The following is a 25,088-nucleotide window of genomic DNA, read 5'->3' as shown; positions in this document are numbered from 1 at the left end:
GGACCCTGTAGCAGTCGCAGATCGTCCTCCGAATGCGCGGAAGGCCTTATCAGCCTTCGCAGGCCCACCACATGCGCGAAAAGTCGTAATCCCAGCTCTGCATGGGGACTTCCGCATAGCCTTGGAGGCAGGAGTGGGCGGCCATGCGCTTGAGCTGTGTGAGGAGCGGGATTTCCGCCACGTTTTCGTGCAGGCGAGCCTGAATGTCCTTGTAGATCGCGTTGCGCGCCGCTTCGTCGACCGTCGCGCGCGACTTGTCTATCATGGCGTCGATCTCGGGATCCTCGACCCAGGACATCGAGGACCAGGTTCCCGCCGCGCGCGAGTGGTATTGTACGAAAAGCACTGAGTCTGGCGACGGATAGGTTGGTCCGTAAAAAACCTGGGCCGTGTTGGGCGTCGTCTCCACCTTCGTTGCCAGTTCTGTGATGCGGTTCCAGGGTTCGGGCTGAAGGTCTACCTCGAAGCCGATGGTCTCCAGCGTCGATTTGAAAAGAAGCCCGATCTCCTCCTCGAATGCCGTGTTGGCGACGTAGGCGTGGTCGAGCTTGATCGGCTTGTCGCCGGCATATTTCGACTTGGCCACTTCTTCGGCGGCTTTCTCGAGGCTGTATTCGGGGGAGGGCAGTTCGTCCAGATGCGCTTCGGAGAACAGCGAGGAAAGAACGCTCTTCATCTCGCCGCCGGGATAGATCACCTCGCGGATGGTCGCATAGTCCAGCGCATAGGCGATGGCGCGGCGGATGTGAACGTCGTCCGTCGGTGCGATCTGGTTGTTGACCTTGAGATAGAAACCGGTCGCCGTGCTCGCCTCAATGAGTTTGTAATTGTCGAGCGCCTCGATGGCCTTGTAGGTCTCGGTGCTTTGATACTGGGAAGAGAGACCCAGTTCGCCGCGCTGGGCAAGGGCACGGACAGTGGCCTCGTCACGCGTGACGACGAAGCGCAGCTCGTCAATCGGACGCTGCCTGGCCCAGCCGGCATGATAGTCTTCATAGCGTTGCATGATCATTTCGGCGCCACGGGTCCAGCCATTGAGTTTGTAGGGACCGGCGCCGGCGCTGTTTTCGGTAAGATAATCCTCGCCCCATTCGCCGTCCTGCTCCTTCATGACGTCGGAGTTGACGACGAGGATCAGCGGCGTGATGGAAATGAACGGCGCGTAGACGCGGTTGATCCGGATCTCCACCGTATGGTCATCGAGCGCCTTGACGTTCTCCGGATCGACAAGATCGGAGAAGAGATAGGCCGGACCCTCGTTCAGCGAAAGAAGGCGCTGCAGGGTATAGACAACGTCCTTGGCTTCCACCGGGCTGCCGTCCTGAAAAGTCGCATCCTGCTTCAGCTTGAACGTGTAGGTCTGGTTGTCGTCCGACACCTCCCAGCTTTCGGCGAGCTGAGGAACCACCTCGCCGCCGCTGCTCACTGTGGTCAGGCCGTCATAGAGGTTCACGGCAGCCATATATTCGGTGTAGTCGGTGATCTTGGCCGGGTCGACCGTACCGAAAATCTGCACAACGTTGACGACGAGCGAAAGCTTGTCCTGAGCCACAGCCGGCGCAGTCAACGCTGTGGTGGCAGCGAGAACCGCACCGGCCAGCGCATGTTTCAAAAGTCTCATTGTCCTGTTCCTCTTCTCTGGTTCCATCAATGTTGCGTCCTTCTCACCGGGACATCTGGTTCAGCGGCACGTAGTCATGCTCGTAGCCGAAGTATCGGGGCCCAACGAGCTCAAGCCCCTCGGGGGTCGACCATTGCGGATCACAGGCAAGCCCGATCATATTGACCGCCAGCCCGTAGCGAAGCTGCTCCGTGGTGACGGGAAGGCCGCCATCGGCGTCGAGCGCGCAGATCAGATCGGGTGTGACAGCCAGCAGGCCATCATCGTCGCGGCAGACCAGGAACTCGTTCTGGAATTCGACTTCAAAGGACCGTCCCTCGTCCTCGTCGATCCCCTTGAACAGAGCCTTGCCGCGGGCAAAGCCCCCGACGGTTCGTCGGTCGATATCGACGACGCGGCCTGTAAACAGGCGCTTGCCGTCCAGGCGCTTCAAAAGGGCGGCCGCAGGATTGCGGCTTGCCTTGCGCTCCGCCGCCATCGTCTCGCCGATCTCCTTGATCAGCGACATGGTGCCGTGAAGTATGCTGCGCTTCACCTCGGCCCCGCTCATGGGATAGAGCGCGACAAGCGCAGCGCCACCCATTTCCACGGTCTGGCAACGCGCCAGCCTTTCGGTCCAGCGGTTGGAAATCGCGTTGATGACGGAACTGTTGCCCTTGTCATCGGCGAGCACCATGGGCGTTGCCGAAACGCCGTGTATGGTCAAAGTCACCATCTGCAATTCGGGAAATGCCCGCCCCATCCCGTCGCCATCCACCAGCGGAAGGCCAGTGGCCGCTGCAACGGCGTAGGGAATGGTGGAATTGAGCCCCCCGGCCTCAATGCAGATGAGTGCGTCGGCCTTGCGGCCCAGAAAGGTCTCGAGCTGGCTGAGGGCCTCGCGGGCTTCCTCGCCATTGGGCAGTTTCTCGACCATCACGGTCGGAGCTCCCATCATGCAGACGGGGATGCAGAGCGCGTCATCTGGCAATTCGTCGGCCGAAACGACATTGACGGGGCCATGCCGGGCAATAACCTGCTTGGCCATAAGCTTGCCGATATAGGGGTCGCCGCCTCCGCCGGTGCCGAGAAAAGCGCCGCCAAGAGCGATGGCGTCCATATCGTCCGCGGTTACGGAAAAAGATGTCATTCTGACCCTCCCGTGTCATCCGCATTCATCGGCTTGAAGGTAATGTCATCGAAGCCGAACCCCTTCGGGCCGACAACATCGAGGGCCTCAGGACTGCGCAGCAGCGGGTGGCAGGGAAGGGCGAGCACGGCCACGCGCTGGCCGTAGCGCAGCATCTCGGTCGAAATGGCCTCGCCGCTATCGGCGTCAAGAACAACGATCAGGTCGGGAACGATCACCTCGATCTGCCCGTTGCGCGAAAAGATCAGGAACTCGTTCTGAATGTGAATGGAAGCCTGGTCGCCTTCGTAGCTGTCGAAACCCTGGATGATCGCCTCTCCGCGGACGAAACCGCCAGCCAGTTGACGTTTGAGATCGACGATCTTGCCGCGGAACACCACCTCACCACGCTCGGCCTGACAGATCGCCTCGACCGGATCACGGTGTTCGCGCCGTGCGTCAAGAACCGCGTTTCCAAGCGAAATCGCCTTGCTGTAGGAATGCGGAATGGCATAACGCTTGATGAATTCGCCGGACATCGGCGCGCTTGCCAGCGTTGAGGCCCCGCCCTGTGAAACCACGCAGGCCCGCGCCATTCGTTCATGCCAGAGCTCGGATATGGCATGGTCGAAGATCACCACATTGCCGTGGGGATCGCACATCACGCTCGGGGTCGAGCGGTGTCCGTAGATGGCGTAGGTGGTCATCTGCATTTCCGGAAATGCGCGTCCCATACCGTCGCAATCGACCACGGGCAGGCCGGCAACCGCAGCGGCAATCAATGGCTCCATGGAGTTCTGGCCACCGATCTCCTCACAGGCAATGGCATCTACCTTGACGCCAAGCCGTTCTTCGAGAGCCCGCACGCAGCGCAACCCTTCGCGCCCCTCCTTAATGCGTTCATGCGAGACCAGCGGTGCGCCGATACCACCCATCGCGACGATGCGGGCTTCGTCGGGGACGCTTTCCAGGGGGATGATTTCCATGACATGGCCATCGCGCAGGGCCTGGCGCACCCGCAACTTGCCGATATAGGGATTGCCGCCGCCGCCTGTGCCGAGAATACCGGAGCCGATCTCCAGCGCCTCGATCATCTCTTCGTCAAGGCGCCACCTGCCGTCTGCACGATCAAGCATCATGGCCTCCCATCTCGCCGACGACCTTGACGTGAATGCGGGTCGCATTTCCGGGCAGATAGGCCAGTGGCACATCTTCGCGCTCGATGGTCTCGATTGTGTCGGCAACGGCACCGGAGCGGATGGCCTTTTCGCGCGCCTCGTCCTCGGCCTGCTTGAGGCAGATTTCGCGCGTCAGTCCTTTCTCCAGCGAGAAGATGCGGTCGACCTCTCCGCTGATCTGCGCGATGGCAGCTCCAACGGCATTGGCCACGGCGAAGTTTTCCGGCCGGATGACCTTCAGGTCGCCGATCTGCTCCGGCATCAGAATCGAGCCACCGCCGACCGCTATGACGGGCACAGGATCCGGAGAAAGACGTGTGCGCTCGATGGCTCGCTCCAGCATGCTGGTCATTTCGGCGCGGGCTGCTCCCAGCAGAGCCGGGTCGAGACCGGCGACGCGGGCCGGGTCGCCCACCTTTGCTTCGCCTCGGGCCACGGCAATATCGGTCGTGGTAAGCGTATCGCCGCCAAAGACGCGGGCTTCTCGCGTGATCCGGTAGCCGACAGATTGCGGTCCCACGGTGATCCCGTCGCCCGTCTCGCGCACGAGCGACCCGCCGCCCAGTCCGATGGAGAATACGTCGGGCATGCGAAAGTTCGTGCGTACCCCGCCAATATCGACCACCGTGGCCGCCTGCCGAGGGAAACCATGCTGAAGTGAACCGATGTCGGTGGTGGTGCCGCCGATGTCCACGACAATGCCGTCGCGCACGCCGGTAAGGAACGCGGCGCCACGCATGGAATTGGTCGGACCCGATGCGAAGGTGAGCACGGGGAAGCGCTTCACGGTTTCCGCACCCATCAGCGTGCCGTCATTCTGCGTGATGAAGAACGGGCAGTGGAGACCGGCCGATTTCAGAGCGCCTGCAAAGGCTTCCACCGTTCGCGTGCTGAGCTGAAGCAGGCTTGCATTCATGATGGCAGCGCTTTCGCGCTCCAGAAGGCCGATCCGGCCGATTTCGCTGGAAAGAACCACCGGAATGTCGGGGCACTTCAACAGGAGCCGCTTGCGGGCTTCTTCTTCCATATGCGCATTGATCGGCCCGAACACGGATGTGATTGCCACAGCGCCGATACGCTTTGCATTGATATCGTCGGCGATCCGGTCGATTTCTTCGAGGTCAAGGGCAGCGAGCTCACGTCCATCGAATTCATAACCACCGCGCACCAGATAGCCGTGTCCGCCGACTGCCTCGCGCAGATCCCCGGGCCAGTCTACCATCGGGGGCAGGCAGGCGGTTGCCGGCAGTCCGAGACGAATGGCAGCTACAGGGTTCACATGCTTCCGTTCGATCACCGCATTGGTGAAATGCGTGGTGCCGATCATGACCGTGGAGATTTTCGAGCGGTCAACGCCAGCCCTGGATATCGCTGCTTCCATAGCTTCGCGCACGCCGGAGGTGACGTCCTCGGTGGTCGAGGCCTTGACGCCGGAAAGCACATTGCGGCCCTGCATGATCACCGCATCGGTGTTCGTGCCGCCAACATCGATCCCTAGACGATACATAGTTCTGGTCCTGCCTTTCTGATCGGTTCTCAGGCCGCGGTGTCGACGAGGTAGCGCCGTCGCTCCTCATCGCTCACGCGGGGTTTGTGGGCTTCTTCTTCGTCGCTGATCACCGGTACGGCGGCGATAAGTGCTCGGGTGTATGGGTGCTGCGGATCCTGGAAGAGCCTGCGTGGTTCACCCGCCTCGACGATCTCGCCTCGCAGCATGATCGCGATCTGGCTGCAGAAATTGCGCATTAGCGACAGGTCGTGCGAGATGAAGAGATAGGTAAGCCCAAGTTCCTCGCGCAGACGTGTCAAAAGCGCGATGACATTCTTCTGGACCGAGACGTCGAGTGCGGAGGTCGGTTCATCCAGAACAATGATCTCGGGGTCGGCAGCGAGCGCGCGGGCGATGGCCACGCGCTGTTTCTGCCCGCCGGAAAGTTCGTGCGGATATTTGCCGATATAGCTGGCGGGGAGGTCAACCAGGCCGAGAAGCTCGGTGATTCGGCTTTCCAGCGCCTTGCCGCGGAGCCCCGCGAAAGCCAGCGGGACGGTAAGCGTTTGTCCGACCGTCCGTTTCGGATTCAATGAGGTGCCCGGGTTCTGATAAACGATCTGGATCTTGCGCCGGAAGGCTTCGCTGCCGCGTTCGTCGGCGACCGGTTTTCCATCCACGGTGACGGTGCCGCGGGACGCGTCAATGAGCCCCATGATCATGCGTGCCACGGTGGTCTTGCCTGAACCGGATTCGCCAGCCAGACCGAAGACCTCGCCGCGTCGCACTGAAAGTGTCACATCCGATACGGCAACGTGCCGCGTGCGCCGGCCGATCAGTGGCTTCTGCTCGAATATCTTGGTGATGCCCTGCATCTCCACTATGGGATCAGCGTTCGCAGGTTTCTGGTCTTCGACCCTCGCGCCGTACAGCGGCGGGATCGCATCGAGCAGTTCACGCGTATAGGCCTGACGCGGACTGGAGAAGAGTTCGCCCAGCCTTCCGTGTTCGACGATTTCACCATGGCGCATCACGTAGACATCATCGGCCATCTGCCGCACGACGCCGAGATTGTGGGTGATCATCAGGAGAGAGAGGCCGTTTTCGTCGACGAGACGGTTGATCAGCTTCATGATCTCGTCCTGCGTCGTCACGTCGAGCGCGGTGCCCGGCTCGTCGGCGATCAGAAGTTCGGGCTGATGCAGCAGGGAAAGTGCGATTAGCACGCGCTGGCGCATGCCGCCGGAAAGCTGGGATGGATAGGCGGAAACGATACGCTCCGGATCATTCAACTGAACGCGGCGCAGAACCTCGAAAATGCGCTTCCGGCGTTCCGATGGGCTCGTCCTGTGTCCGAGTCGCCGGTCCGCATGGTAGAGCACATCATCGAGATGCCTTCCGATCTTGAAGACCGGATTGAAGGAGGAGAGCGGGTCCTGCATGATGACGGAGAAGGCCGTGCCTTTGAGCGCGTCACGTCGTGCTGCCGGCATTGTCAGCACATCGTCGCCACGAAAATGAATCGATCCGCCTTCCACCCGTGCGTTGCGCGGCAACGTTCCAAGGATGGCTTTGCTGGTGACCGATTTTCCCGACCCCGTTTCCCCGATGAGCGCGACGCGACCACCCTGCGGGATCATCAACGACACATCCCGCAACACGTGGTGACGGCGGCCATAGGTCTGGAAGGCAACATTCAGACCGGAAACATCAAGAAGCGCGGTCATCGTCATACCTCCACGTCGAACATGTCGCGGAGCCCGTCGCCCAGCAGGTTGAAGCCGAGGGTGGCGTAGAAGATGGCGAAGCCGGGAGCCAGAACGCCCCACCACATTTCCGGCAGGAACTGACGGCCGTCAGCCACCATGGAGCCGAGGTCTGGGGTCGGGGGTTTCACTCCCAGGCCCAGAAAGGAAAGCGTGGCGCCGAAGAGGATGACGAATGCAGCGTCCAGTGTCGTCTTGACGGAGATGACAGAAATGCAATTGGGGAGAATCTCCCGCGTCAGGATATGCCAGTGACTTGCACCGGCAAGCCGCGCTGCCTCGACAAAGTCTTCTGCGGCGATGGATTTGGAAACGCGATAGACAAGCCGCGCATGCCACGTCCACCAAAGGAGCGTGATGGCGATCATCGCGTTGACGAGATTGGGCTCCAGCACATTGCCGATCGCCAGTGCCATCACGAGGGGCGGAATGGCCAGCATGACATTGGTTAGCCCGCTGATCAGCCGTTCGGTCCAGCCGCCGAAATAGCCGGCCGCAAGGCCAAGCGCCGCACCAAGGGGAACAGCCACCGCCAAAACGCCGACGACCAGCAAAAGGGAAACCCTGAAGCCGAATATCACGCGGGTCAGGATGTCGCGCCCGACCTTGTCGGTGCCAAGCCAGTGCGTCAGGTCGGGCGATCCATGGCGGGCGCGGAAATTGACGGCAGCGCCCACGTGATCGGGATAGGGCACGATCAAAGGTGCGAGCACCGTCAGCAGCACAACGGACAGCACCATCAATGCCCCGATGACGGCGGTTGGATTGCGTGTGAAGCGATACCACGCCATGTAGCGCGGCGTGAGAGCTTCGAGTTCGGGCGGCCTGCCGGAGGTCATCAGCGCGCCCCTTTCAGTCGAAGGCGCGGATCGACCATGAGAAGGATGATGTCGATGACGATGTTGGCGACGATGAAGAACAGGCCCGAGAGGAGAACCACACCCATCACGGCATTCAGATCCTTTTGCAGGATGGCGTTCAATCCGTATGAAGCGAACCCGCCCCAGGAGAAAACGAGCTCGACCACAAACGCATTGCCAATAAGCGAAGCGAATTCGAGGCCCATGATCGTGAGCGGTGCGATGGAAGACAGCTTTAGAAGGTAGCGAAAGACGATAACCCGGTCAGGAACACCAAAGGATTGAAGCGTAAGGACATGATCGCGGCGCTGGTTTTCGATCATGGCCGAGCGCGTGATGCGGGTAATCTGACCGATGCCGGACATCGCCAGCGCGAGCGCAGGGAAAAGTATGCGCTGAAATGCATCCACGAACACGTCGAAACGTCCGTGGATCAGCGAATCGACAAGAAGCAGGCCGGTTGGCCCTGTGGGGGCGGAAAGGGCATGATTCATCCGGCCGATAATCGGCCAGTCGGTCAGGAAGTACGCTGCAAAGAGCTGAAGAAGGATGGCGAAGAGAAAGCTGGGCATCGTCACGCCGACGATGGAGAACAGCCGCCCCGTATTGTCGATCCAGGTGTTTCTATAGCGCGCCGTAATGACGCCCAGTGGAATCGCCAGCACTGCCATCAGGATCACCGTGACGAGAACAAGTTCCAGCGTTGCCGGAAGCAGGCTCGCGATTTCGGTGCTGACGGGACGGCCCGAAATCAGGGAGCGTCCGAGGTCACCCTGCACAGCATTGGTCACGTAACTCGCATATTGCTCGAACAGCGGCCGATCCAGGCCCATCTCTGTGCGCATCGCATCGACCTGTTCCTGGGAAGCGCTGGGACCCAGCGCGATACGCGCGGGGTCGCCCGGTACAACGCGTGCAAGGATGAAGATCATCAGCGAAAGTACGAACAGCACGCCGACGAAGCCGGCTATGCGTTTGGCGAATGTGTAGAGATAGTTCTCCTGCATGCAGCCTTGATCCCCGAAACGCCACACCTGGGTCGGTGCGATCTTTATTCGGAGTATCCTGCGGCTGCGAGGCGTCCTATCGCAACGCCTCAAGAGTCTAGGTTTTGATCAATCTGGTATAGGTTTATGCTTCAAAGCCACCCGAGTGAACGCGCCGCTGCGACGGCTTCTGCACGACGCCGGCAGCCCATCTTCCGATAGGTGTTGGTGAGGTGAAACTTGACGGTCACTTCCGAAAGACGCAGCTGTCGGGCAACGAATTTATTGGTGCCGCCTTCGGCCACCAGCCGCAGCACTCGCAGTTCCTGCGGGGTGAGCACCGTTGAGTTGGTTTCGCGTCCCGGTGCAAAACCGTGCAGTTTGCGCAGTATTGCACGTCGCTCGGCGGTTGAAATCACCTGTGGCCCCACCCGTTTGTCATCCACCAGCGCATCCACCAGGCCAATATCGCCGAGCAGATGCGTGACGACGCCAATGCGGGCAAGTTCGTCCAGCAGCGCTGCGAACAGGTGGCGAGCACGGGTCATGTCGCGGTGAACCCGTGCCAGGTATGCCGCCCAGAGCCGCAAGCGCCCCCGATCCCTTTCACCGATATGCTCATTGCGCAGCAGCGCTTCTACCTGGGCGCGCAGGAGAGGCCTTCGCGGCAGGTGCTGCATGAGGTGGCGCAGCCAGGCCATGGCAAGTTCGATTTCGTTCGGATCGACGAGCCGTGACAGTGCCTCTTCCGCTGTTTCCACCCATGTCAGGTTGATGCGCGACTGAATAGCCATGAGCCGGTCTGCCGCTGCCTGCCAGCGATTGGCATTCTGCAGCAATTCGACCTCACGCATGGTGATCGCCGTGTTGAACCGCCGGGAGCGCCATTCCTGCACGCGCCATTTGTCTAGAAAGCTGATGGCGGCACCCAGCCCCACCTGACGGCTGACCACCTGCGAACAATAGACGAGCGCAAGCTCAACCACCGCCGGCCAGATTTCCCCATAGGCGAATTTGTCGAATTCCTCAGCCACGAAGCGAACCAGATGATCCGGTTCGCCTTTCTCATATGCCAGAACGCCTTCAAGCAGGGACATGAGCCGCCTGTCGGCCGGTACTTCGAAAGGAACGCGGTCCAGGGCCTCACGCGCTGCCTGCACCCGGTGCTCGGCTTCCGAAAGCATGCCGCGCTGGAGAGAAAAGACGACGCAGTGAAGTTCGATGTAGAAAACGAGCAGATGCGCCTGCGCCTGCTGATAGTGGTAGAGTGCGCGTTTGGCGATGTTCTCGGCCTCGTTCAGTTCCCGTCGCTGCAGGCAGACTGATAGCATTGCATTGTAGAAGCTGCCGCGGTGCAGATGATCGTCGATGGGGAACTCCGCCAGCATGTCGAACAGCTTTTCACGAAGATGGTTGGGAATGGGCTGGTCTTCATAGATCGCCATGAGAAAGCGGAACTGACGCACTGCCAGCGGGTAGCTCTCGCGCCTGGATATGACGGTATCAAGACTGTGCATCTCATCGCCGAAATGCTGCACCATGAGATATCGGGCGTGGGTTACGTTGCCGGCCTTGAGCGCGTGCATGGCGAGCGCCATCGTCAGTGTCTCCTCGGCATCTACCATTGCCCTGGGGAACCGGTTCAGGACATCGAGGCAGGCGTCGTTTCCATGGAAATGAATGAAATAGACGCCGCCATTCTCCTCGAACAGCGCAAGCGCGCGCCGATGGTCACCTTGTTCCTGCGCGGCCACGATCTGTGCGCAGGTCCCGGTTCCGGAAAGCGCTTCGTCACCGTCCTGCACAACGACGCTCTCAAGTTGGGCGAGCACATTCCGGTCGGCGACAAGCGTGCCGTCTTCGTCACGGTAACGGAATGTGCGAGGGAGTTTTCTGGCCAGCCTCCGCGCAGCCCCGCGCTCGCGGCTCGTGATGACAAGAGACCCCTGATACCCTTTGGCCAGCCGATACACGAGTGCCCGCTCGTCCTGAGGAAGCAGGTTGACAAGATCGGCGAGGAGATCAGGCAGCGACGAACGCATGCACAGCGGTATAGCCTCGACACGCGATTCCACAAAGCGGTTGTGTCAATGGCCTCAAAAGTTGAAGCGCATCCACAGCAGGTAGCAAGATGAAGCTATAGCTGTGCGCCCCCGGAATTCTCAGGTCGATTCCATGCTCCAACGGCCGGTGAAGTCGCAGGTCACCGGCTTCCTTCGGTTTGGGGTAGATCCCGGCTCCGGTCCTCTTCGGTCGGAATGCCACCCGCAAATTTCAGGTTGGACACCCGCCGGTTCGATATCAGAGGCCTTGCCTGCCTTTGTCGTGCGTTTTACGTTTCGTTTGGAGAAATGGGGTGGCTTATGCGACATGCGCGACCTTGCCGATGGTTGAGGTGCTTCGCCATTCTGGGCCTGTTTGTGCTCGGCGCTCATGAAGCGGGTGCGGAGGAGAAGTCTGAAGAGACTGAGAAAGACAGACTGATCGCCTCTATCTGCAGTCTCGTCGAGACGCATGCCCGGGAAAACCGCTTTGAGCCCGCATTTCTGGCCAGGCTGCTCTGGAAGGAAAGCCGCTTCAACCCCAATGCCGTGAGCCCGAAAGGGGCTGAAGGGGTGGCGCAGTTCATGCCGGGAACCGCCTCCCTGAGGGGACTGGACGATGCGTTCGACATCGAGAAGGCCATTCCGGCGTCGGCCGCCTATCTGGCGGAACTGAAGAGAAAATTCGGAAATCTTGGCCTGGCTGCCGCCGCGTACAATGCCGGAGAGGCGCGTGTGTCGCGCTGGCTCGAGAAGGGTGGCTTCCTGCCGCTGGAAACCGAGAACTATGTGATGGCGATCCTCGGTGCGCCAGCCGACACGTTTTCGGACCGTAAGCCGACCGCCAGCATCGAACCGCTTCACCCGGAAAAGACGTTTGATGCGGCCTGTCGCGATCTGCCCGTCTCAGCGCGTGCCGTCATGGCTATGACCAGCGTTCATACGCAGCCATGGGGCGTGCAGGTTGCGGGGCATTTTCGCCGTGATGTGGCGATCAGACTGTGGCAGATGGTGCTGCGCAGACATGCGACGCTTCTAAAAGACTACGAGCCGGTCATCACGCGGGTCCGTTCGTCTCGGGGATGGCGTGGAATCTATGCAGTGCGCATCGGTGCGGATAGCCGCCCGGATGCCGTTCAGGTCTGCCAGCGGTTCCGCAGGGGCGGCCTGCCATGCGTTGTCCTGCGCAACAGATAGCGTGGTTTTCCAAAGCAGTGTCGGCGGACCGGAACCAATGAAGCGGTAAAGAAAAAGGCCCGGAGTAACTTCCGGGCCTTTGTCAAAGTGATTTTACGAGCATTAGCTGTTGTTCGATGCCGAACGGCTTACCAGCTCCGGACGGCCATCTGCGCCAACAACATAAATCTCGAGATAATCTTTTCCGTTCGAAGTAAATTGGTGCTGAAGAACAGAGCCGACCGGCGTCTTGCTGAGTGTGGACTGGGAGGGTCCATCAAAGTTGATGCTGCCTTTAATAGGCTCAACAGCAAAAGCGGGGGCGGCAACGAAGGAAGAAATAACGAGGGCAGAAAGAACAGTTTTCATTTTCAATACTCCTGATAGCTTTCAACAAGCCATTCACATTTCCGTCAAGGAAGATGTGATATTACTATCAGCATGGGATTATTCCCTTGCTGGTTCCTCATTTAGGGAGTGCCTGTTCGTTTCGTCAGATCGAAATTTTGAAACAGAGCGTTCACAAATGCTGGAATGTTACGATCTGCACTTTCCCTCAGGGCAGGCTTGCTTCGGCGCGCGCACCCGCGGCGGCGTCGGCTGATCGGCGCAGGTTGCTCCGAGAATGGACATTCGTATTGACACCAAAACAGATGTTCAATAAGCCTCGGGTCGAGGAAACGTCCATCTGGGAGAGTGGTCAGAAATGTCTGCCAACGTTGCGCTTACCGGCCTTGCCCGGGATCTCGAGGATCGGGCCAAATCTGGCAAGCCGATCCGCATCGGCCTTGTGGGGTCGGGCGAAATGGGGACCGATATCGTTACCCGCGTCGCACATATGCCCGGCATTGAAATCGGCGCCATTTCGGAGCTGAACCTGCCTGCGGCGAGCCGTGCCGTGGATATCGCCTATCAGGAAGAAGGCCACGCGAAGGAAGCGGACAGCCAGTCCGCCATGACTGCGGCGATGGAAGCCGGCAAAGTTGCTGTCACGAACAATGCCGATCTTCTTCTCGAGAACGATCTCATCGACGTGGTGATCGACGCGACCGGCGTTCCGGCTGTCGGTGCTGAAATCGGCCTCCGGGCCATGGAGCATGGCAAGCACCTCGTCATGATGAATGTCGAGGCTGACGTCACCATCGGCGCTTATCTGATGAGCGAAGCCGACCGCCTGGGCGTCACCTATTCGCTCGGCGCTGGCGACGAGCCGTCCTCCTGCATGGAGCTGATCGAGTTCGTTTCGGCCATGGGGCATCCCATCGTCGCCGCCGGCAAGGGCAAGAACAACCCGCTCAACATCGATGCGATCCCGGACGACTATGCCGAGGAAGCAGCGCGCCGAAACATGAATGTGCGCATGCTGGTCGAGTTCGTCGACGGTTCCAAGACCATGGTCGAGATGGCGGCCATTGCCAACGCCACCGGCCTCGTGCCGGACAAGCCGGGCATGCATGGCCCCAAGGCGACGCTGGACGAATTGTCCTCCGTGCTGGTGCCGCAAAAGGATGGCGGTGTGCTGTCGCGCGTTGGCGTGGTGGATTACTCCATCGGCAAGGGCGTCGCGCCCGGCGTCTTCGTTGTCGCCGACATGTCGCATCCGCGCATTTCCGAACGCATGGAAGACCTGAAGATGGGCAAGGGCCCTTACTTCACCTTCCACCGTCCCTATCACCTCACCTCTCTTGAAGTGCCGCTCACCTGCGCCCGCGTCGTTCTCTACGGCAAGCCGGACATGGTGCCGCTGGACAAGCCGGTTGCGGAAGTCTGCGCCGTCGCCAAGAAAGACATGCAGCCGGGCGACACGCTCGATGCGATTGGTGAGTATTGCTACCGCGCGTGGATCATGACGGTTCCGGAAGCCCGCGCTTCCAAGGCGATACCCTGCGGCCTGCTTCAGGGCGGCAAGGTCACCAAACCCATCAAGAAGGGCGAACTCATCACGTCCGAGAATGCTGCACCGCCGGCCGGTTCCAAGATCGCCGAGCTGCGCGCGCGTCAGGACAAGCTCGTTTACGGCTAGATCGCCGCGCGCCCGTTCGGGCGCACAGGGACGATCTGATTTATTGATGGAACATCGGACCGAAAGCCGGTTCCCGCTTTTCGGTCCGATGCTCTAGACAGGAGCGTAAATATGTCGGCCACGGCCAAAAAGAGCGCCTCGAAAACCGATGGCGCCAACCAGCCTTTCATCTACAGGCAGTTCGATCAGGAAAAGCTGCGCGATGCGCTGCGCAAGATGTATCTGATCCGTCAGTTCGAGGAAGGCGCGGAAGAAAGCTATATGCGTGGCCTGATCCACGGCACAATGCACCTGTCCATCGGTCAGGAAGCAAGTGCTGTCGGCATCTGTCTCGGCCTTTCCGATGAAGACCAGATCACCTCCACGCACCGTGGTCACGGCCACTGCATTGCCAAGGGTGCGGATGTGTCGCGCATGTTCGCCGAGTTCTTCGGCAAGACCACCGGCTATTGCCGTGGCCGTGGCGGCTCCATGCACATCGCCGATGTGTCGACGGGCAATCTCGGCGCAAACGGCATTGTCGGCGGCGGTCTGCCGATCGCCGTTGGTGCTGCCCTGACCGCCAAGAAGATGAAGACCGGCAATGTCGTCGTCTGCTTCTTCGGCGACGGCGCAAACAATGAGGGCGCGTTCCACGAGGCGCTCAACATGGCCGCCATCTGGAAGCTCCCGGTCGTCTTCGTCTGCGAGAACAACGGTTACGGCATGTCCACCTCCGTTGCCCGCGCGACGGCGGTTCCCAACATCGCCGACCGCGCCGCCGCCTATGCAATGCCAGGCGTGATCGTCAACGGCAATGTCGTGTCGGATGTGGCGGAGGCCATGCACGAGGCGACCGAGCGCGCACGCAACGGCGAGGGACCGACGCTCATCGAGTGCAAGACCTATCGCTATCGCGGGCATTCCAAGAGCGACCGCAACCGCTACCGCACCAAGGAAGAGATCGAGGAGTGGATGACCGAGCGCGATCCGATCGAGGCGTTTGAAGCCGAGCTCGTCGAGTTCGGTGTCATCGATCAGAACGGCATTGAGGACATCCGCGAATCCGTCCGCAAGGAGATCGAGGCCGGCATCGAATTCGCCAAGGAAAGCCCGATGCCCGAAGTCGCCAATCTTGAGAAATACGTCTACACGGAGCAGGCCTGATGGACGCGCAAGTCGAGACAGCCACGCGTGAACTGAGCTACGCGCAGGCCATCCAGGAAGCCATGGCCATCGCCATGGAGCGTGACGAGCGCGTGTTCCTCATGGGTGAGGACATCGGCGTCTATGGTGGCGCTTTCCAGGTCACCGGCGATCTGGTGGAACGCTTCGGCCCCGAGCGCGTGATGGATACGCCGATCTCGGAGCTGGGCGGCGCTGGCGTCGCAGTCGGCGCAGCCGTGACCGGCATGCGTCCGATCTTCGAGTTCCAGTTCTCCGATTTCGCGACGCTCGCCATGGAGCAGATCGTCAACCAGGCCGCCAAGATGCGCTACATGCTGGGCGGCGCCGTTTCGGTGCCTGTCGTCATGCGCTTTCCGGCCGGTTCCGGCACGGGCGCTGCCGCGCAGCACAGCCAGAGCCTCGAAGCATGGCTTGGCCATGTGCCCGGTCTGAAGGTTATCCAGCCGGCAACCCCGCACGATGTGAAGGGCATGCTGCTCGCGGCCATCGAGGATCCCGATCCGGTGATGATCTACGAGCACAAGCTCCTCTACAAGATGAAGGGCGAAGTGCCGGAAGGCTATTACACCGTGCCGATCGGCAAGGCCGAGGTGCGGCGCGAGGGCGCTGATCTCACCATCGTCGCCACGTCGATCATGGTGCACAAGTCGCTCGACGCTGCAAAGCAGCTTGCCGAAGAGGGCATCGACGTCGAGGTCATCGACCTGCGCACGATCCGCCCGATGGATCGCCAGACGATCATCGACAGCGTGTGCAAGACGTCCCGTCTGATGTGCGTCTATGAGGGTGTGAAGACGCTCGGCGTTGGCGCAGAGATTTCGGCGATGATCGCCGAGAGCGAGGCCTTCGATTATCTCGACGCACCGGTCGTCCGTCTGGGCGGCGCGGAAACGCCGATCCCTTACAATCCGGAGCTGGAAAAGGCGACGGTTCCGCAGGTCGACGGCATCGTCAAGGCGGCCCGCGATCTGGTTACGGGAGCGCGCTGACATGGCTGTTGAAGTCATCCTGCCCAAGGTCGACATGGACATGTCGACCGGCCGCATCTCTTCCTGGCATGTGGAAGAAGGCGCGACCGTGAAGAAGGGCGATCTCCTGTTCGAGATCGAGACCGACAAGGCGGCCATGGAGATCGACTCTCCTGCCGCCGGCATTGTTCGCAACATCACCGGCAAGGAAGGCGTCGACATCGCCGTGGGTGAGGTTGTTGCCTGGATTTATGAAGAAGGCGAGGCGGTGGCCGATGCACCGGCTTCTGCGCCCGCCGAAGCCGCAGCCGAAGTGCCCGCAAAGGCGGAAGCGCCGGCCCCCGTCGAGGCCGCCGCGCCCGTTGCGGCTGCTCCGGCAGCGACCGCAGAAACATCCTCCGGCGTTCGTGCCTCTCCGCTTGCCCGCCGTCTGGCGAAGGAAGCCGGGCTCGATCTTGCGGCGATTTCGGGCTCCGGCCCGAAAGGCCGGATCGTCAAGGCCGATGTGGAAGCTGCCGGCAAGGATGGCGGTGCGAAAGCAGCCGCCACACCTTCTGCCGCTCCGTCCGCGCCGCAGGCCATGGCCGACGATCAGGTCATGAAACTGTTCGAGGAAGGCACTTACGAGCTCATCCCGCATGACAGCATGCGCAAGACCATCGCCCGCCGTCTGGTCGAGGCCAAATCCACCATCCCGCATTTCTACCTGACGCTCGATTGCGAGATCGACGCGCTGCTGGCGCTGCGCAAGGAGTTGAACGATGCCGCGCCGATGGTAAAGACCGGGGATGGCGAAAAGCCGGCTTACAAGCTGTCGGTCAACGACATGGTCATCAAGGCCCATGCCAAAGCGCTCACCATGGTGCCAGAGGCGAATGTCTCGTGGACCGAGAGCGCCATGGTGAAGCACAGACATGCCGATGTGGGCGTGGCCGTGTCGATCCCGGGCGGTCTCATCACGCCGATCATTCGCCGCGCCGACGAGAAGACGCTGTCGGCGATCTCCAACGAGATGAAGGATCTGGCCGCGCGGGCGCGTTCGCGCAAGCTGAAGACGGAAGAGTTCCAGGGCGGCAACACGGCCGTTTCCAATCTCGGCATGTTCGGCATCAAGGACTTCGCCGCCGTCATCAACCCGCCGCATGCGACGATCCTCGCGGTTGGCGCTGGCGAGCAGCGGGCCGTGGTGAAGGATGGCGAGGTGAAGGTGGCAACCGTGATGTCGGTGACGCTTTCGACCGATCACCGGGCGGTGGATGGCGCGCTTGGCGCCGAACTCCTCGCCGCCTTCAAGGAGGTCATCGAAAATCCGATGGCGATGCTGGTTTGATTTGCGTCCCCGGTTTGCTGAGGGGCTCGTTGCCGGGGAAGCAGAGGGGGAGCGGCTTGTCGTTATGACGAAGAGACAGGCCGCTGTTGGGGTGGGCAACCGGGGGTAACCCTGGAACTTTGACCGCGTAACTTGGCGCTGCCTGGATCATCACGGGCAGCGCCTTTTCTTTAGAGCGGATCATCGTTTCATGGAAACGCCACTCCGCTCTATCTATCTGTTTCTCCGCATTTATGCGGACGTCAGGTGATTCCACCTGGCTGCAAAATGCCCTAAAGGTCCGCTACGGTTTCGCGGATGAAGCCGCGTCGGGTGAGCTCGGTCTCCACCTCGCTCCAGCTTGCGCATGTGGCGTGGGCTCCGGCGGCCTGCAGTTTCTCCGCATGACCGTCGAAGGTGTGACTGCCGCCAGTGAAGCCGATCGCGGTCATGCCGGCTGCAACTGCACCCTGCACACCGAATGGCGAATCCTCGATGACCACGGAGGCGCTGGGCTCGCCGCCGAGCTTTTCGGCTGCGAACAGGAAGATGTCCGGTGCCGGCTTGCCGTTCTTTACCATCGACGTGCTGAAGACATTGTCTGCGAAGAATTCCGCAATGCCGGCCACATCAAGGCTTAGCGCAATCCTTTCCATCGAGGAGGACGAGGCGACACAGCGTGCGGTTTCAAGATTGCGCAGGAACGGGAGAATGCCGCGTGTCGGCTCCAGCTCTTCCTCAAGAAGCGCCCTGGTCTCCAGCCAGATGTCTCCTTCGGCGTGGGCGGGAAAAGCGTGCCCTGTGAGTTCTTCAATACGGACGATGATATCGGCCTGCTTCATACCGATGCACTGGCCGACCACATCACGGGTCAGCGCAAGGCCATGCTTGTTGTAGACGCGCTCATAGGCGATTGCGGCAAGCGGTTCGCTGTCGACAAGGACACCGTCGCAATCGAATATGATCAGGGGCTTGCTCATGGAAACTCCAAATTGAATTGAAACCTATGTGGGGAGGGGCTCCGGCAGACGCTCTTTCACGTCGCGGGATCGGGGAAGATCGAGGGAGCCTTGATGCTCTTGCGCTTCGCTTCCATCGCCGTACGCATGGCCAGCCGTCCCTCGATCAGATCAGGCGCTACCCAGTTGGGTTCCGCACCGAAAAACCGGTCAAGAAACGCGACTGCGGAGGCAGGCATTTCGCGCGTATTCTCGCGGTAAGACCACCAGGTGCGCAGGTCATCGGCGCAGCGGTCGAGCCGTGGCGTCTGGCCAAACTCCTGCTCGAAGATGGCAGCGATCGCGCAGACGCAATAGTTTGTATAAAGGAAACCCTCAGGCCAGAAGGTCACGATGTCGGCATTGTCGGCTGCGCTCGAAACAGCGCTTCCCTGGGCAATGGAGACGGGGGCGTGGCGGATCATCTCCTTCAGCGCCAGCCCGGCGGCGTAGATGATGAAATCGCCGCGATCGAGCCGGGCATAGGCTTTTTGCGCATCCACCATTTCCACCCAGTCGAGAAAGACGCGTGTCAGCTTCTCCTCGCTCAACACGAACTCAACGCCGTAGTGCTGCGTCACCGCTTTCGCATTGCCGCGAAACGTTGCACGAAACCAGCGCAATTGACGTAGCCGATGGCGCAGATCGGGCATCACGGCCAGTTCGTTTTTGAAATCGAGGTCCAACGGTGAACTCCTTCGCCCGGACAATAGCACGCGGTGGACGGGTTCCAACCAAATAAGCCCACGCTCTAGGCTCAAAGGAATATACAATTTGACATTCTAAAAAACAAATGTTCTTAGTTCAGGATTAATGAGTATGCAGTGCGTGCGCTTGGGATAAGCGTTTCGGGAGGAACGGCCTGATGGCAATATGGCAATGGGGGCTTCTGCTCCTCGCGGTCGTATGGGCTTTGCAGTCCTACGGCGTCTGGCTGCAGATGCGACACTATTCCGATGTCTTCAAGGGCATCACGCAGAAATATACGGACGGCTTTGTGGGAACGGGCGCTTTTCACGGCCGCTTTCTGAAGCGCGGGGCGATTGCCATTGTCGTCGTCGCACCGGATCTTTCCGTCCGCCGCATTCTGACGATGAGCGGGCGCTCCGTTTTTGCGAAGTTCAAACGACATGAGGAATTCGAGGGCATGACCCTCGATGCGCTGCGGGCCGAGCCGGCGATCTTCGGTGAAGACACGCCCGGTCTTACTGCGGCAATCACCCAGGCGGTGGCGCAGATAGACCGTACGCGAGCGGGGGATGAACCGCCGCTTCGGGAATCTCTGGCCGCGGCAAAAGCATGACATACGGGAATGCACGCTCACCGGGGCTCAAGCAACGAGGTGAGCAGAAGAGAGAGGGAGGACTATGTCTGTCATTTCATTAATGGCCCAGCATGCCGACACGGCCATGCAGGGGCTGCACATGGCCGGGGCGGTGGCTGGCGATGCCGCACTAACCGGCAAGCTGGCCGCTAAGGCGGCAGCCAATGATCTTGTCGTGCTTGCGCAGGCGGGCAGCGACATTTCGGTCGAAGAGTTCCGGCAGAAGCTGGATTCGGTTGCCCAGGAAGAGCAGCTTGGCTGGCTCACGGCTGCCGGCAAATATTTCATCGGCATCTTCCAGAAAGGCGGCGAAGTGTTCGCCGGCTTCGTCACCGGCATCATTCCGACGCTGGTCGTGCTGATGACGGCCTTCTACGCCATCACCGAACTGGTGGGCGAAAAGCGCGTGCATGGCCTTGCCCAGAGTGCCGGGCGCATCGCGCTCACGCGCTACACGGTTCTTCCGGTTCTTGCGGTTTTCTTCCTCACCAACCCGATGGCATACACCTTCGGTTCGTTCCTGGAAGAAAAGCACAAGCCGGCGTTCTATGACGCTGCGGTGTCTTACGTGCACCCGCCGCTCGGCCTGTTCCCGCATATCAATCCGGGCGAGTATTTCGTCTGGGGCGGCATCCTCGTCGCGCTGCTCGAGCTTGAGAGCCAGGGCGTTGTTCCCGGTGGTTATCACATCACCGTGGCGATCTGGTATGCGCTTGTCGGCCTCGTTGTCATCCTGCTCAAGGGCATGCTGACCGAGAAGATCACCGCCATCATGGCGCGCCGCCAGGGCGTTGAGCTCTAGGGGAGGGGCAGAACATGGCGAAAACATACAAAGCAGTAAAGATTTCGAAGGGCTCCTCCGGCTGGGGCGGCCCTCTGGTGATCGAACCGACGGCGCAGCGCAACAAGGTCGTGTCCGTCACGGGTGGCGGCATTCATCCGGTGGCGCAGCGCATTGCGGACATGACCGGCGCCGAGGCGGTCGACGGCTTCAAGAGCCCGCCGATCGAAAGCGAGATGGCTGTGGTCGTGGTCGATTGCGGCGGTACCGCGCGCTGCGGCGTTTATCCGCGCAAGCGCATTCCGACCGTCAACCTGACGCCAGTCGGCCAGGCGGGTCCGCTCGCCCAATTCATCACCGAGGACATCTATGTCTCCGGCGTCACACCGGAGACCATCGAGATGGCTGACGGGAGCGAGGCGGCAACGGTTGCCGGTGGTGCCGCCAGTGCCGGCGAAGCCGCGGAGCAGGCTTCTGCCGCCGCGCCAGCACCCTCCAGTGAGGGTGGGCTTGTGGGGCTCATCAGCAGCGTCGGTCGCGTCATGGGTCGCGTTGTCGGCATTTTCTTCAACGCCGGTCGCCGCACCATCGACCAGGTGGTCCGCAACGTATTGCCCTTCATGGCCTTCGTGACCATGCTGATCGGCCTGATCCTCTATACGGGCATCGGCGATGTTCTCGCTCAGCCCATGGGGCCGCTGGCAAACAACATTATCGGCCTGCTCATCATCTCGGCCATCTGCGGCCTGCCGTTCCTGTCTCCCATTCTCGGGCCGGGCGCGGTGATTGCGCAGGTGATCGGCGTGGCGATCATCGGCCCGCAGATTGCCAATGGCACGATTTCGCCCGCCATGGCGCTGCCGGCGCTGTTTGCCTACAACACGCAGGTGGGCTGTGATTTCGTGCCGGTGGGCCTTGCGCTCGGCGAAGCCAAGCCCAAGACGATCGAAATCGGTGTGCCGGCGGTGCTTATCAGCCGTCAGATCATGGGCCCGGTTTCCGTGGCTCTCGCCTGGGCTGTCAGCCTGGTGGTGCTTTAACGATCGGAAGCGGCGGCCGTCTACGGGCGGCCGCCGCTCCCAGAGCTTTTGTTTGCATGGAGTTTTCTTGAATGTCGGTGTTTCTCAAAACGCGCATAACTGCGGTGGGTTCGGAAGTGGCGGATCTGGCGGAAGGTGGTGTCCTGATTCTGTTTGCTGACGGTGCGCCGGAGGAACTTGCCGAGGTTTCCGTTCTTCATGCGGTTCAGGACGGGCCCTCTGCCGATGCGCCGGTGCCCGGGACGCGTGTTTCCGTGGGTGAAGCCGTCTCGGCCGAAATAACCGCAATAGGCGAAGCTGCCTGGAACAAGGTGCGCGAGATCGGGCATGTCGTGGTGAATTTCAACGGCGCGACCGCCGTGGAGCGCCCTGGCGAGATCTGCGCGTCCGTAGTAGAGCCGGACAGGCTTGTCGCGGCGCTGAAGACGGATGCAGTGATCACCATCGGCGCCTGACGCCGTCGCGAAATCGAAGACAGAGATACGAGACCGGTATGGAACGCTCGACCATTGTCCGAGTGCAGGACGGCCTGCACGCCCGACCCGCAACACGCTTCGTGCGCCTCGCCAAGGGGTTCGAGAGCGATGTGGAGATCGTCAAGGGAGAGAAGGCCGTCAGTGCCAAGAGTTCGGTCAAGCTGATGCTGCTCGGCGTGAAGGAGAATGACGAAGTCTCCATTCGTGCCGACGGTGCCGATGCGATTGAAGCCGTCGATGCGCTCATCGCCTATCTGGAAAACCCGCTTTCGGGCGTCGAGGAAGGTGCCGGCGAGAGCGCGACGCAGCCGGTCCCGCCTCAGAAGGAACCTGCCCCGAAGAAAGTTGACGCAGAGGCATCACCCCCCGTGGCGGACGGAGGCATCCATGGCGTTGCCGCTAGTGCCGGCCTCGGCCTCGGTCCGGTCTTTGCGCATTTCCCGCAGCAGATCGTTCCAGCCAACAAGACGCTTTCGGCCGATGAGATCGCTCCGGAGAAGAAACGCTTCGAAGACGCCATTGTGCGGCTTCAGGAGAAACTCGACCGTTCGCTTGCTTCCGATGGGATGCAGGAAAGCGACCGTGGTATCGTCGCGGCCCTGCGTGACATCGCTTCCGACGATGCGCTGCGCGATGAGACGCTCGCCGCCATTGATGGCGGACTGGACGCGGTTTCAGCGGTCATCGCTGCGTCTTCGCGCCTGGCGGATGATTTCCGCAAGCTGGACGATGCCTATATGGCCGCACGCGCAGAGGATATGGAGTCCATTGCGCGGCAGATCTGTCTCACGCTGCTGGGGCAGGAAGATGCACGTCTGGACGACATTCCCGACGGCGCCATTCTGGTTGCCGAGGATATAGGTGCCTGGGATCTTGCGCGCGCGCCGCTCAAGCGTCTTGGCGGCGTGGTGTGCGGTCACGGCGGCGCGACTTCGCATGTGGCGATCATTGCCCGCACACACGGCATCCCGGCCGTGCTTGGCCTCGGGGAGGCCGTCAACCAGCTGCGTGAGGCAAAAGAAGCAGCCATCGACGGTCATACGGGTCAGGTCGTGGTCGAACCGGATGCGGCGACCCGCGCGCGCTTTGACGAGATGATCGGTGCTGCCGCCCGCGAAAAGGAAGCCCTCAAGGCTTACAAGGACGTGGTGCCGCGCCGGGCAGATGGCACGGTCATTCAGGTGGCGGCCAATCTGGGTTCGCTCGAAGAAGTGGAAGCCGCACAGGAGGCTGGCGCGATGGGTGTCGGCCTGTTCCGCACCGAGCTTCTCTTCATGCGCCACATGCATCTGCCCTCCGAGGACATGCAGGCGGAAACCTACGCGGAACTCGCACGCGCATTCCCTGACCATCCGGTGATCGTGCGCACGCTCGATATCGGCGGCGACAAGCCGATCTCCGGCGTTGAGTTTCCGGAAGAGGAAAATCCGTTCCTTGGCTGGCGCGGCATCCGCATGTGCCTCGACCGCACGGATATCTTCAAGGTTCAGCTTCGTGCCCTTCTGCGCGCTGCCGTTCACGGCAATCTGCGGGTGATGCTGCCCATGGTTTCGGATGTGGAAGAAGTGCGCCGCACGCGTGCCCTCATCGATGAATGCGCAGCCGAGCTGAAAGCCGAGGGGGTCGCCTGCGGCGAATTCCCGCTTGGGGTCATGATCGAGACGCCGGCTGCGGTCTTCGGTGCCGCGGCTCTGGCAAAGGAAGTTTCTTTCTTCTCGATCGGCACCAACGACCTGACCCAGTATGTGATGGCCGCGGATCGTCTCAACCCTTCTGTTGCCAATCTCAATGATGCCGCTCATCCGGCCGTGATGGCGGCTGTGGAGCAGGCTGCGAAGGCGGCAATGGATGCAGGCATCGAGATCGGCATGTGCGGCGAAGCTGCCGCGCGCGGCGATCTGATTCCGGAATTCATTCGCATGGGGCTGACGGAACTCAGCATGAGCCCTGCGTCCATCCAGGCCACCAAAAAGCAGCTTTCGGAGCTTCTGGAGACCGCTGCCTGATCACACCGTCTATGGCAGATGGGTGAGCAGGCTTTCGAAGACAGCCGTCAGGTCGGCGATTGGCTGGTCGGCGCCGAAGCTGTGAGCCATCCGGTCCCGGCGGGCGGCGACGGCCAGCGTAGCGATGTCGAGCAGATCCGAAGCCGGGAGGCTGTCGTCGAACGCCATCAGCGCGGAGGCGAGCAGCCCCGGCGCAAAGACGAGTATGGCTGTTTTCGCATCCTGTGCGGAAGCTGGCGTTGCCGGATCGTTGAGCGCGCTGCGGCAGACGTCCTGAACGAGATGTGCGAGCATCCCGGCCAACAGCGGACGCTTTATGTCAGGTCCGGAAGCATTCTTCAGAACCAGCACCATGTGGCCCTGCCGCTGGCGCAGTGTCTCATGGGCTGCGGTGAAGCCGGTTTCGCGAATCACCGGTGGTTCGGTTTCCTTCAACGTGGCTGCCAGGGCTTTCGCTGCGCGATACATATGACGCCTGAAAGCACGTTCACCTGACCCCGGATCACTGAAATACTCGCTGAGGGGCCATAATACCAGTTCGTGCTTATGCGCACCGGGAAGAACGGTCCTGGATGCGGTTTCGGCGAGTGTCAGCGTGTCGTCGACCATGCTCGCAGCACGTGCCAGAAGCTTCTCCATATCGCTGAAGTGCCTGCCTGTGGCGGCTGTCGCCTGCCGCTCATGCCTGTGTGAACGCAGCAGGTCGCGTATGTCCCGCAAGCGGTCCTTGAGGTGAATCGCCATGTCTTGCGAGGCATCACGAAGCATAA

General features: G+C 61.0%; 22 protein-coding genes. 10 read left to right on the top strand and 12 right to left on the bottom strand.

The window, feature by feature from the left end:
- Positions 1-49: 49 nt before the first annotated feature.
- The 8 genes from KUG85_RS13515 to KUG85_RS13480 form a co-directional block, all read right to left on the bottom strand.
- Positions 50-1,621, bottom strand: a complete 1,572-nt coding sequence (locus KUG85_RS13515; protein ID WP_223005569.1) for an ABC transporter substrate-binding protein — start codon at positions 1,619-1,621, stop codon at positions 50-52.
- A gap of 43 nt (positions 1,622-1,664) precedes the next feature.
- Complete coding sequence (locus tag KUG85_RS13510) at positions 1,665-2,750, bottom strand: DUF917 domain-containing protein (protein ID WP_223005568.1); 1,086 nt, start codon at positions 2,748-2,750, stop codon at positions 1,665-1,667.
- Positions 2,747-3,865 (bottom strand): DUF917 domain-containing protein, encoded by a 1,119-nt coding sequence (locus KUG85_RS13505; protein WP_223005567.1) that lies wholly within the window; start codon positions 3,863-3,865, stop codon positions 2,747-2,749. Before KUG85_RS13505 ends, KUG85_RS13510 begins: the two co-directional genes overlap by 4 nt.
- On the bottom strand, positions 3,858-5,414 hold the full coding sequence (locus KUG85_RS13500) for a hydantoinase/oxoprolinase N-terminal domain-containing protein (protein ID WP_223005566.1): 1,557 nt from the start codon (positions 5,412-5,414) through the stop codon (positions 3,858-3,860). Before KUG85_RS13500 ends, KUG85_RS13505 begins: the two co-directional genes overlap by 8 nt.
- 29 nt (positions 5,415-5,443) lie before the next feature.
- Positions 5,444-7,123: a nickel ABC transporter ATP-binding protein NikE gene (gene nikE, locus KUG85_RS13495; RefSeq protein WP_223005565.1), complete on the bottom strand. Its 1,680-nt coding sequence runs from the start codon at positions 7,121-7,123 to the stop codon at positions 5,444-5,446.
- A 2-nt stretch (positions 7,124-7,125) separates the two neighbouring features.
- Entirely contained in the window at positions 7,126-8,001 is an 876-nt protein-coding gene (locus KUG85_RS13490; RefSeq protein WP_223005564.1) for an ABC transporter permease, read from the bottom strand.
- Positions 8,001-9,029: an ABC transporter permease gene (locus tag KUG85_RS13485; RefSeq protein WP_065816885.1), complete on the bottom strand. Its 1,029-nt coding sequence runs from the start codon at positions 9,027-9,029 to the stop codon at positions 8,001-8,003. The genes KUG85_RS13490 and KUG85_RS13485 overlap by 1 nt, the downstream gene beginning before the upstream one ends.
- 131 nt (positions 9,030-9,160) lie before the next feature.
- On the bottom strand, positions 9,161-11,050 hold the full coding sequence (locus KUG85_RS13480; protein WP_223005563.1) for a helix-turn-helix transcriptional regulator: 1,890 nt from the start codon (positions 11,048-11,050) through the stop codon (positions 9,161-9,163).
- A 321-nt stretch (positions 11,051-11,371) separates the two neighbouring features.
- On the opposite strand from KUG85_RS13480, the gene KUG85_RS13475 reads away from it, so the two are divergent.
- The gene (locus KUG85_RS13475; RefSeq protein ID WP_255612885.1) at positions 11,372-12,247 is read left to right on the top strand and encodes a lytic transglycosylase domain-containing protein; all 876 of its coding nucleotides are present in this window, start codon (positions 11,372-11,374) and stop codon (positions 12,245-12,247) included.
- A gap of 102 nt (positions 12,248-12,349) precedes the next feature.
- On the opposite strand, the gene KUG85_RS13470 is transcribed toward KUG85_RS13475, so the two are convergent.
- Positions 12,350-12,595, bottom strand: a complete 246-nt coding sequence (locus tag KUG85_RS13470) for a hypothetical protein (protein ID WP_025030912.1) — start codon at positions 12,593-12,595, stop codon at positions 12,350-12,352.
- A 337-nt stretch (positions 12,596-12,932) separates the two neighbouring features.
- Here KUG85_RS13470 and KUG85_RS13465 point away from each other — a divergent pair, with 337 nt between their 5' ends.
- From KUG85_RS13465 to KUG85_RS13450, 4 genes are all read left to right on the top strand, one after another.
- A complete protein-coding gene (locus KUG85_RS13465; RefSeq protein ID WP_223005562.1) occupies positions 12,933-14,249 on the top strand; it encodes an NAD(P)H-dependent oxidoreductase in 1,317 nt (438 codons plus the stop codon).
- Between the two features lie 111 nt (positions 14,250-14,360).
- Positions 14,361-15,395 (top strand): thiamine pyrophosphate-dependent dehydrogenase E1 component subunit alpha, encoded by a 1,035-nt coding sequence (locus KUG85_RS13460; RefSeq protein WP_255606403.1) that lies wholly within the window; start codon positions 14,361-14,363, stop codon positions 15,393-15,395.
- The gene (locus KUG85_RS13455; RefSeq protein WP_065816891.1) at positions 15,395-16,405 is read left to right on the top strand and encodes an alpha-ketoacid dehydrogenase subunit beta; all 1,011 of its coding nucleotides are present in this window, start codon (positions 15,395-15,397) and stop codon (positions 16,403-16,405) included. Before KUG85_RS13460 ends, KUG85_RS13455 begins: the two co-directional genes overlap by 1 nt.
- Position 16,406: 1 nt before the next feature.
- A complete protein-coding gene (locus KUG85_RS13450; RefSeq protein WP_223005561.1) occupies positions 16,407-17,714 on the top strand; it encodes a pyruvate dehydrogenase complex dihydrolipoamide acetyltransferase in 1,308 nt (435 codons plus the stop codon).
- Between the two features lie 272 nt (positions 17,715-17,986).
- Here the strand turns inward: KUG85_RS13450 and KUG85_RS13445 are convergent, their stop codons facing one another.
- Complete coding sequence (locus tag KUG85_RS13445) at positions 17,987-18,673, bottom strand: HAD family hydrolase (protein WP_223005560.1); 687 nt, start codon at positions 18,671-18,673, stop codon at positions 17,987-17,989.
- A 56-nt stretch (positions 18,674-18,729) separates the two neighbouring features.
- The gene (locus KUG85_RS13440; RefSeq protein ID WP_223005559.1) at positions 18,730-19,377 is read right to left on the bottom strand and encodes a hypothetical protein; all 648 of its coding nucleotides are present in this window, start codon (positions 19,375-19,377) and stop codon (positions 18,730-18,732) included.
- 179 nt (positions 19,378-19,556) lie between these two features.
- On the opposite strand from KUG85_RS13440, the gene KUG85_RS13435 reads away from it, so the two are divergent.
- From KUG85_RS13435 to ptsP, 5 genes are all read left to right on the top strand, one after another.
- The gene (locus KUG85_RS13435; RefSeq protein WP_065816895.1) at positions 19,557-19,994 is read left to right on the top strand and encodes a transcriptional regulator GutM; all 438 of its coding nucleotides are present in this window, start codon (positions 19,557-19,559) and stop codon (positions 19,992-19,994) included.
- Between the two features lie 82 nt (positions 19,995-20,076).
- Positions 20,077-20,817 carry a PTS glucitol/sorbitol transporter subunit IIC gene (gene srlA / locus KUG85_RS13430; RefSeq protein WP_007009751.1) on the top strand — a complete coding sequence of 247 codons (741 nt, stop codon included), beginning with the start codon at positions 20,077-20,079 and terminating at the stop codon, positions 20,815-20,817.
- A gap of 14 nt (positions 20,818-20,831) precedes the next feature.
- Positions 20,832-21,836, top strand: a complete 1,005-nt coding sequence (gene srlE, locus KUG85_RS13425) for a PTS glucitol/sorbitol transporter subunit IIB (protein ID WP_065816896.1) — start codon at positions 20,832-20,834, stop codon at positions 21,834-21,836.
- Between the two features lie 71 nt (positions 21,837-21,907).
- Positions 21,908-22,291 carry a PTS glucitol/sorbitol transporter subunit IIA gene (locus KUG85_RS13420; protein WP_223005558.1) on the top strand — a complete coding sequence of 128 codons (384 nt, stop codon included), beginning with the start codon at positions 21,908-21,910 and terminating at the stop codon, positions 22,289-22,291.
- Positions 22,292-22,329: 38 nt separating this feature from the next.
- Positions 22,330-24,318, top strand: a complete 1,989-nt coding sequence (gene ptsP, locus KUG85_RS13415; protein WP_223005557.1) for a phosphoenolpyruvate--protein phosphotransferase — start codon at positions 22,330-22,332, stop codon at positions 24,316-24,318.
- A gap of 9 nt (positions 24,319-24,327) precedes the next feature.
- Here ptsP and KUG85_RS13410 read toward each other — a convergent pair whose 3' ends face one another.
- The gene (locus KUG85_RS13410) at positions 24,328-25,086 is read right to left on the bottom strand and encodes a hypothetical protein (protein WP_255606402.1); all 759 of its coding nucleotides are present in this window, start codon (positions 25,084-25,086) and stop codon (positions 24,328-24,330) included.
- Positions 25,087-25,088: the final 2 nt, after the last annotated feature.

Source organism: Nitratireductor rhodophyticola (genome assembly GCF_019891355.1).
In the GTDB taxonomy this organism is placed as follows: Bacteria; Pseudomonadota; Alphaproteobacteria; order Rhizobiales; family Rhizobiaceae; genus Nitratireductor; species Nitratireductor rhodophyticola.
Note: the sequence above shows the minus strand (reverse complement) of the source record. Positions and strands in the feature narration are given on the sequence as shown.

Excerpts from the sequence above, each read along its gene's own strand:
- KUG85_RS13470 (WP_025030912.1), bottom strand. The coding sequence starts at position 12,595 with ATGAAAACTGTTCTTTCTGCCCTCGTTATTTCTTCCTTCGTTGCCGCC.
- KUG85_RS13490 (WP_223005564.1), bottom strand. The coding sequence starts at position 8,001 with ATGACCTCCGGCAGGCCGCCCGAACTCGAAGCTCTCACGCCGCGCTAC.
- nikE (WP_223005565.1), bottom strand. The coding sequence starts at position 7,123 with ATGACCGCGCTTCTTGATGTTTCCGGTCTGAATGTTGCCTTCCAGACC.
- KUG85_RS13475 (WP_255612885.1), top strand. The coding sequence starts at position 11,372 with ATGCGACATGCGCGACCTTGCCGATGGTTGAGGTGCTTCGCCATTCTG.
- KUG85_RS13510 (WP_223005568.1), bottom strand. The coding sequence starts at position 2,750 with ATGACATCTTTTTCCGTAACCGCGGACGATATGGACGCCATCGCTCTT.
- KUG85_RS13445 (WP_223005560.1), bottom strand. The coding sequence starts at position 18,673 with ATGAGCAAGCCCCTGATCATATTCGATTGCGACGGTGTCCTTGTCGAC.
- KUG85_RS13485 (WP_065816885.1), bottom strand. The coding sequence starts at position 9,029 with ATGCAGGAGAACTATCTCTACACATTCGCCAAACGCATAGCCGGCTTC.
- KUG85_RS13450 (WP_223005561.1), top strand. The coding sequence starts at position 16,407 with ATGGCTGTTGAAGTCATCCTGCCCAAGGTCGACATGGACATGTCGACC.
- srlA (WP_007009751.1), top strand. The coding sequence starts at position 20,077 with ATGGCCCAGCATGCCGACACGGCCATGCAGGGGCTGCACATGGCCGGG.
- KUG85_RS13500 (WP_223005566.1), bottom strand. The coding sequence starts at position 5,414 with ATGTATCGTCTAGGGATCGATGTTGGCGGCACGAACACCGATGCGGTG.
- KUG85_RS13460 (WP_255606403.1), top strand. The coding sequence starts at position 14,361 with ATGTCGGCCACGGCCAAAAAGAGCGCCTCGAAAACCGATGGCGCCAAC.
- KUG85_RS13410 (WP_255606402.1), bottom strand. The coding sequence starts at position 25,086 with ATGCTTCGTGATGCCTCGCAAGACATGGCGATTCACCTCAAGGACCGC.
- KUG85_RS13420 (WP_223005558.1), top strand. The coding sequence starts at position 21,908 with ATGTCGGTGTTTCTCAAAACGCGCATAACTGCGGTGGGTTCGGAAGTG.
- KUG85_RS13505 (WP_223005567.1), bottom strand. The coding sequence starts at position 3,865 with ATGCTTGATCGTGCAGACGGCAGGTGGCGCCTTGACGAAGAGATGATC.
- KUG85_RS13480 (WP_223005563.1), bottom strand. The coding sequence starts at position 11,050 with ATGCGTTCGTCGCTGCCTGATCTCCTCGCCGATCTTGTCAACCTGCTT.
- srlE (WP_065816896.1), top strand. The coding sequence starts at position 20,832 with ATGGCGAAAACATACAAAGCAGTAAAGATTTCGAAGGGCTCCTCCGGC.
- KUG85_RS13515 (WP_223005569.1), bottom strand. The coding sequence starts at position 1,621 with ATGAGACTTTTGAAACATGCGCTGGCCGGTGCGGTTCTCGCTGCCACC.
- KUG85_RS13455 (WP_065816891.1), top strand. The coding sequence starts at position 15,395 with ATGGACGCGCAAGTCGAGACAGCCACGCGTGAACTGAGCTACGCGCAG.
- ptsP (WP_223005557.1), top strand. The coding sequence starts at position 22,330 with ATGGAACGCTCGACCATTGTCCGAGTGCAGGACGGCCTGCACGCCCGA.
- KUG85_RS13465 (WP_223005562.1), top strand. The coding sequence starts at position 12,933 with ATGTCTGCCAACGTTGCGCTTACCGGCCTTGCCCGGGATCTCGAGGAT.
- KUG85_RS13435 (WP_065816895.1), top strand. The coding sequence starts at position 19,557 with ATGGCAATATGGCAATGGGGGCTTCTGCTCCTCGCGGTCGTATGGGCT.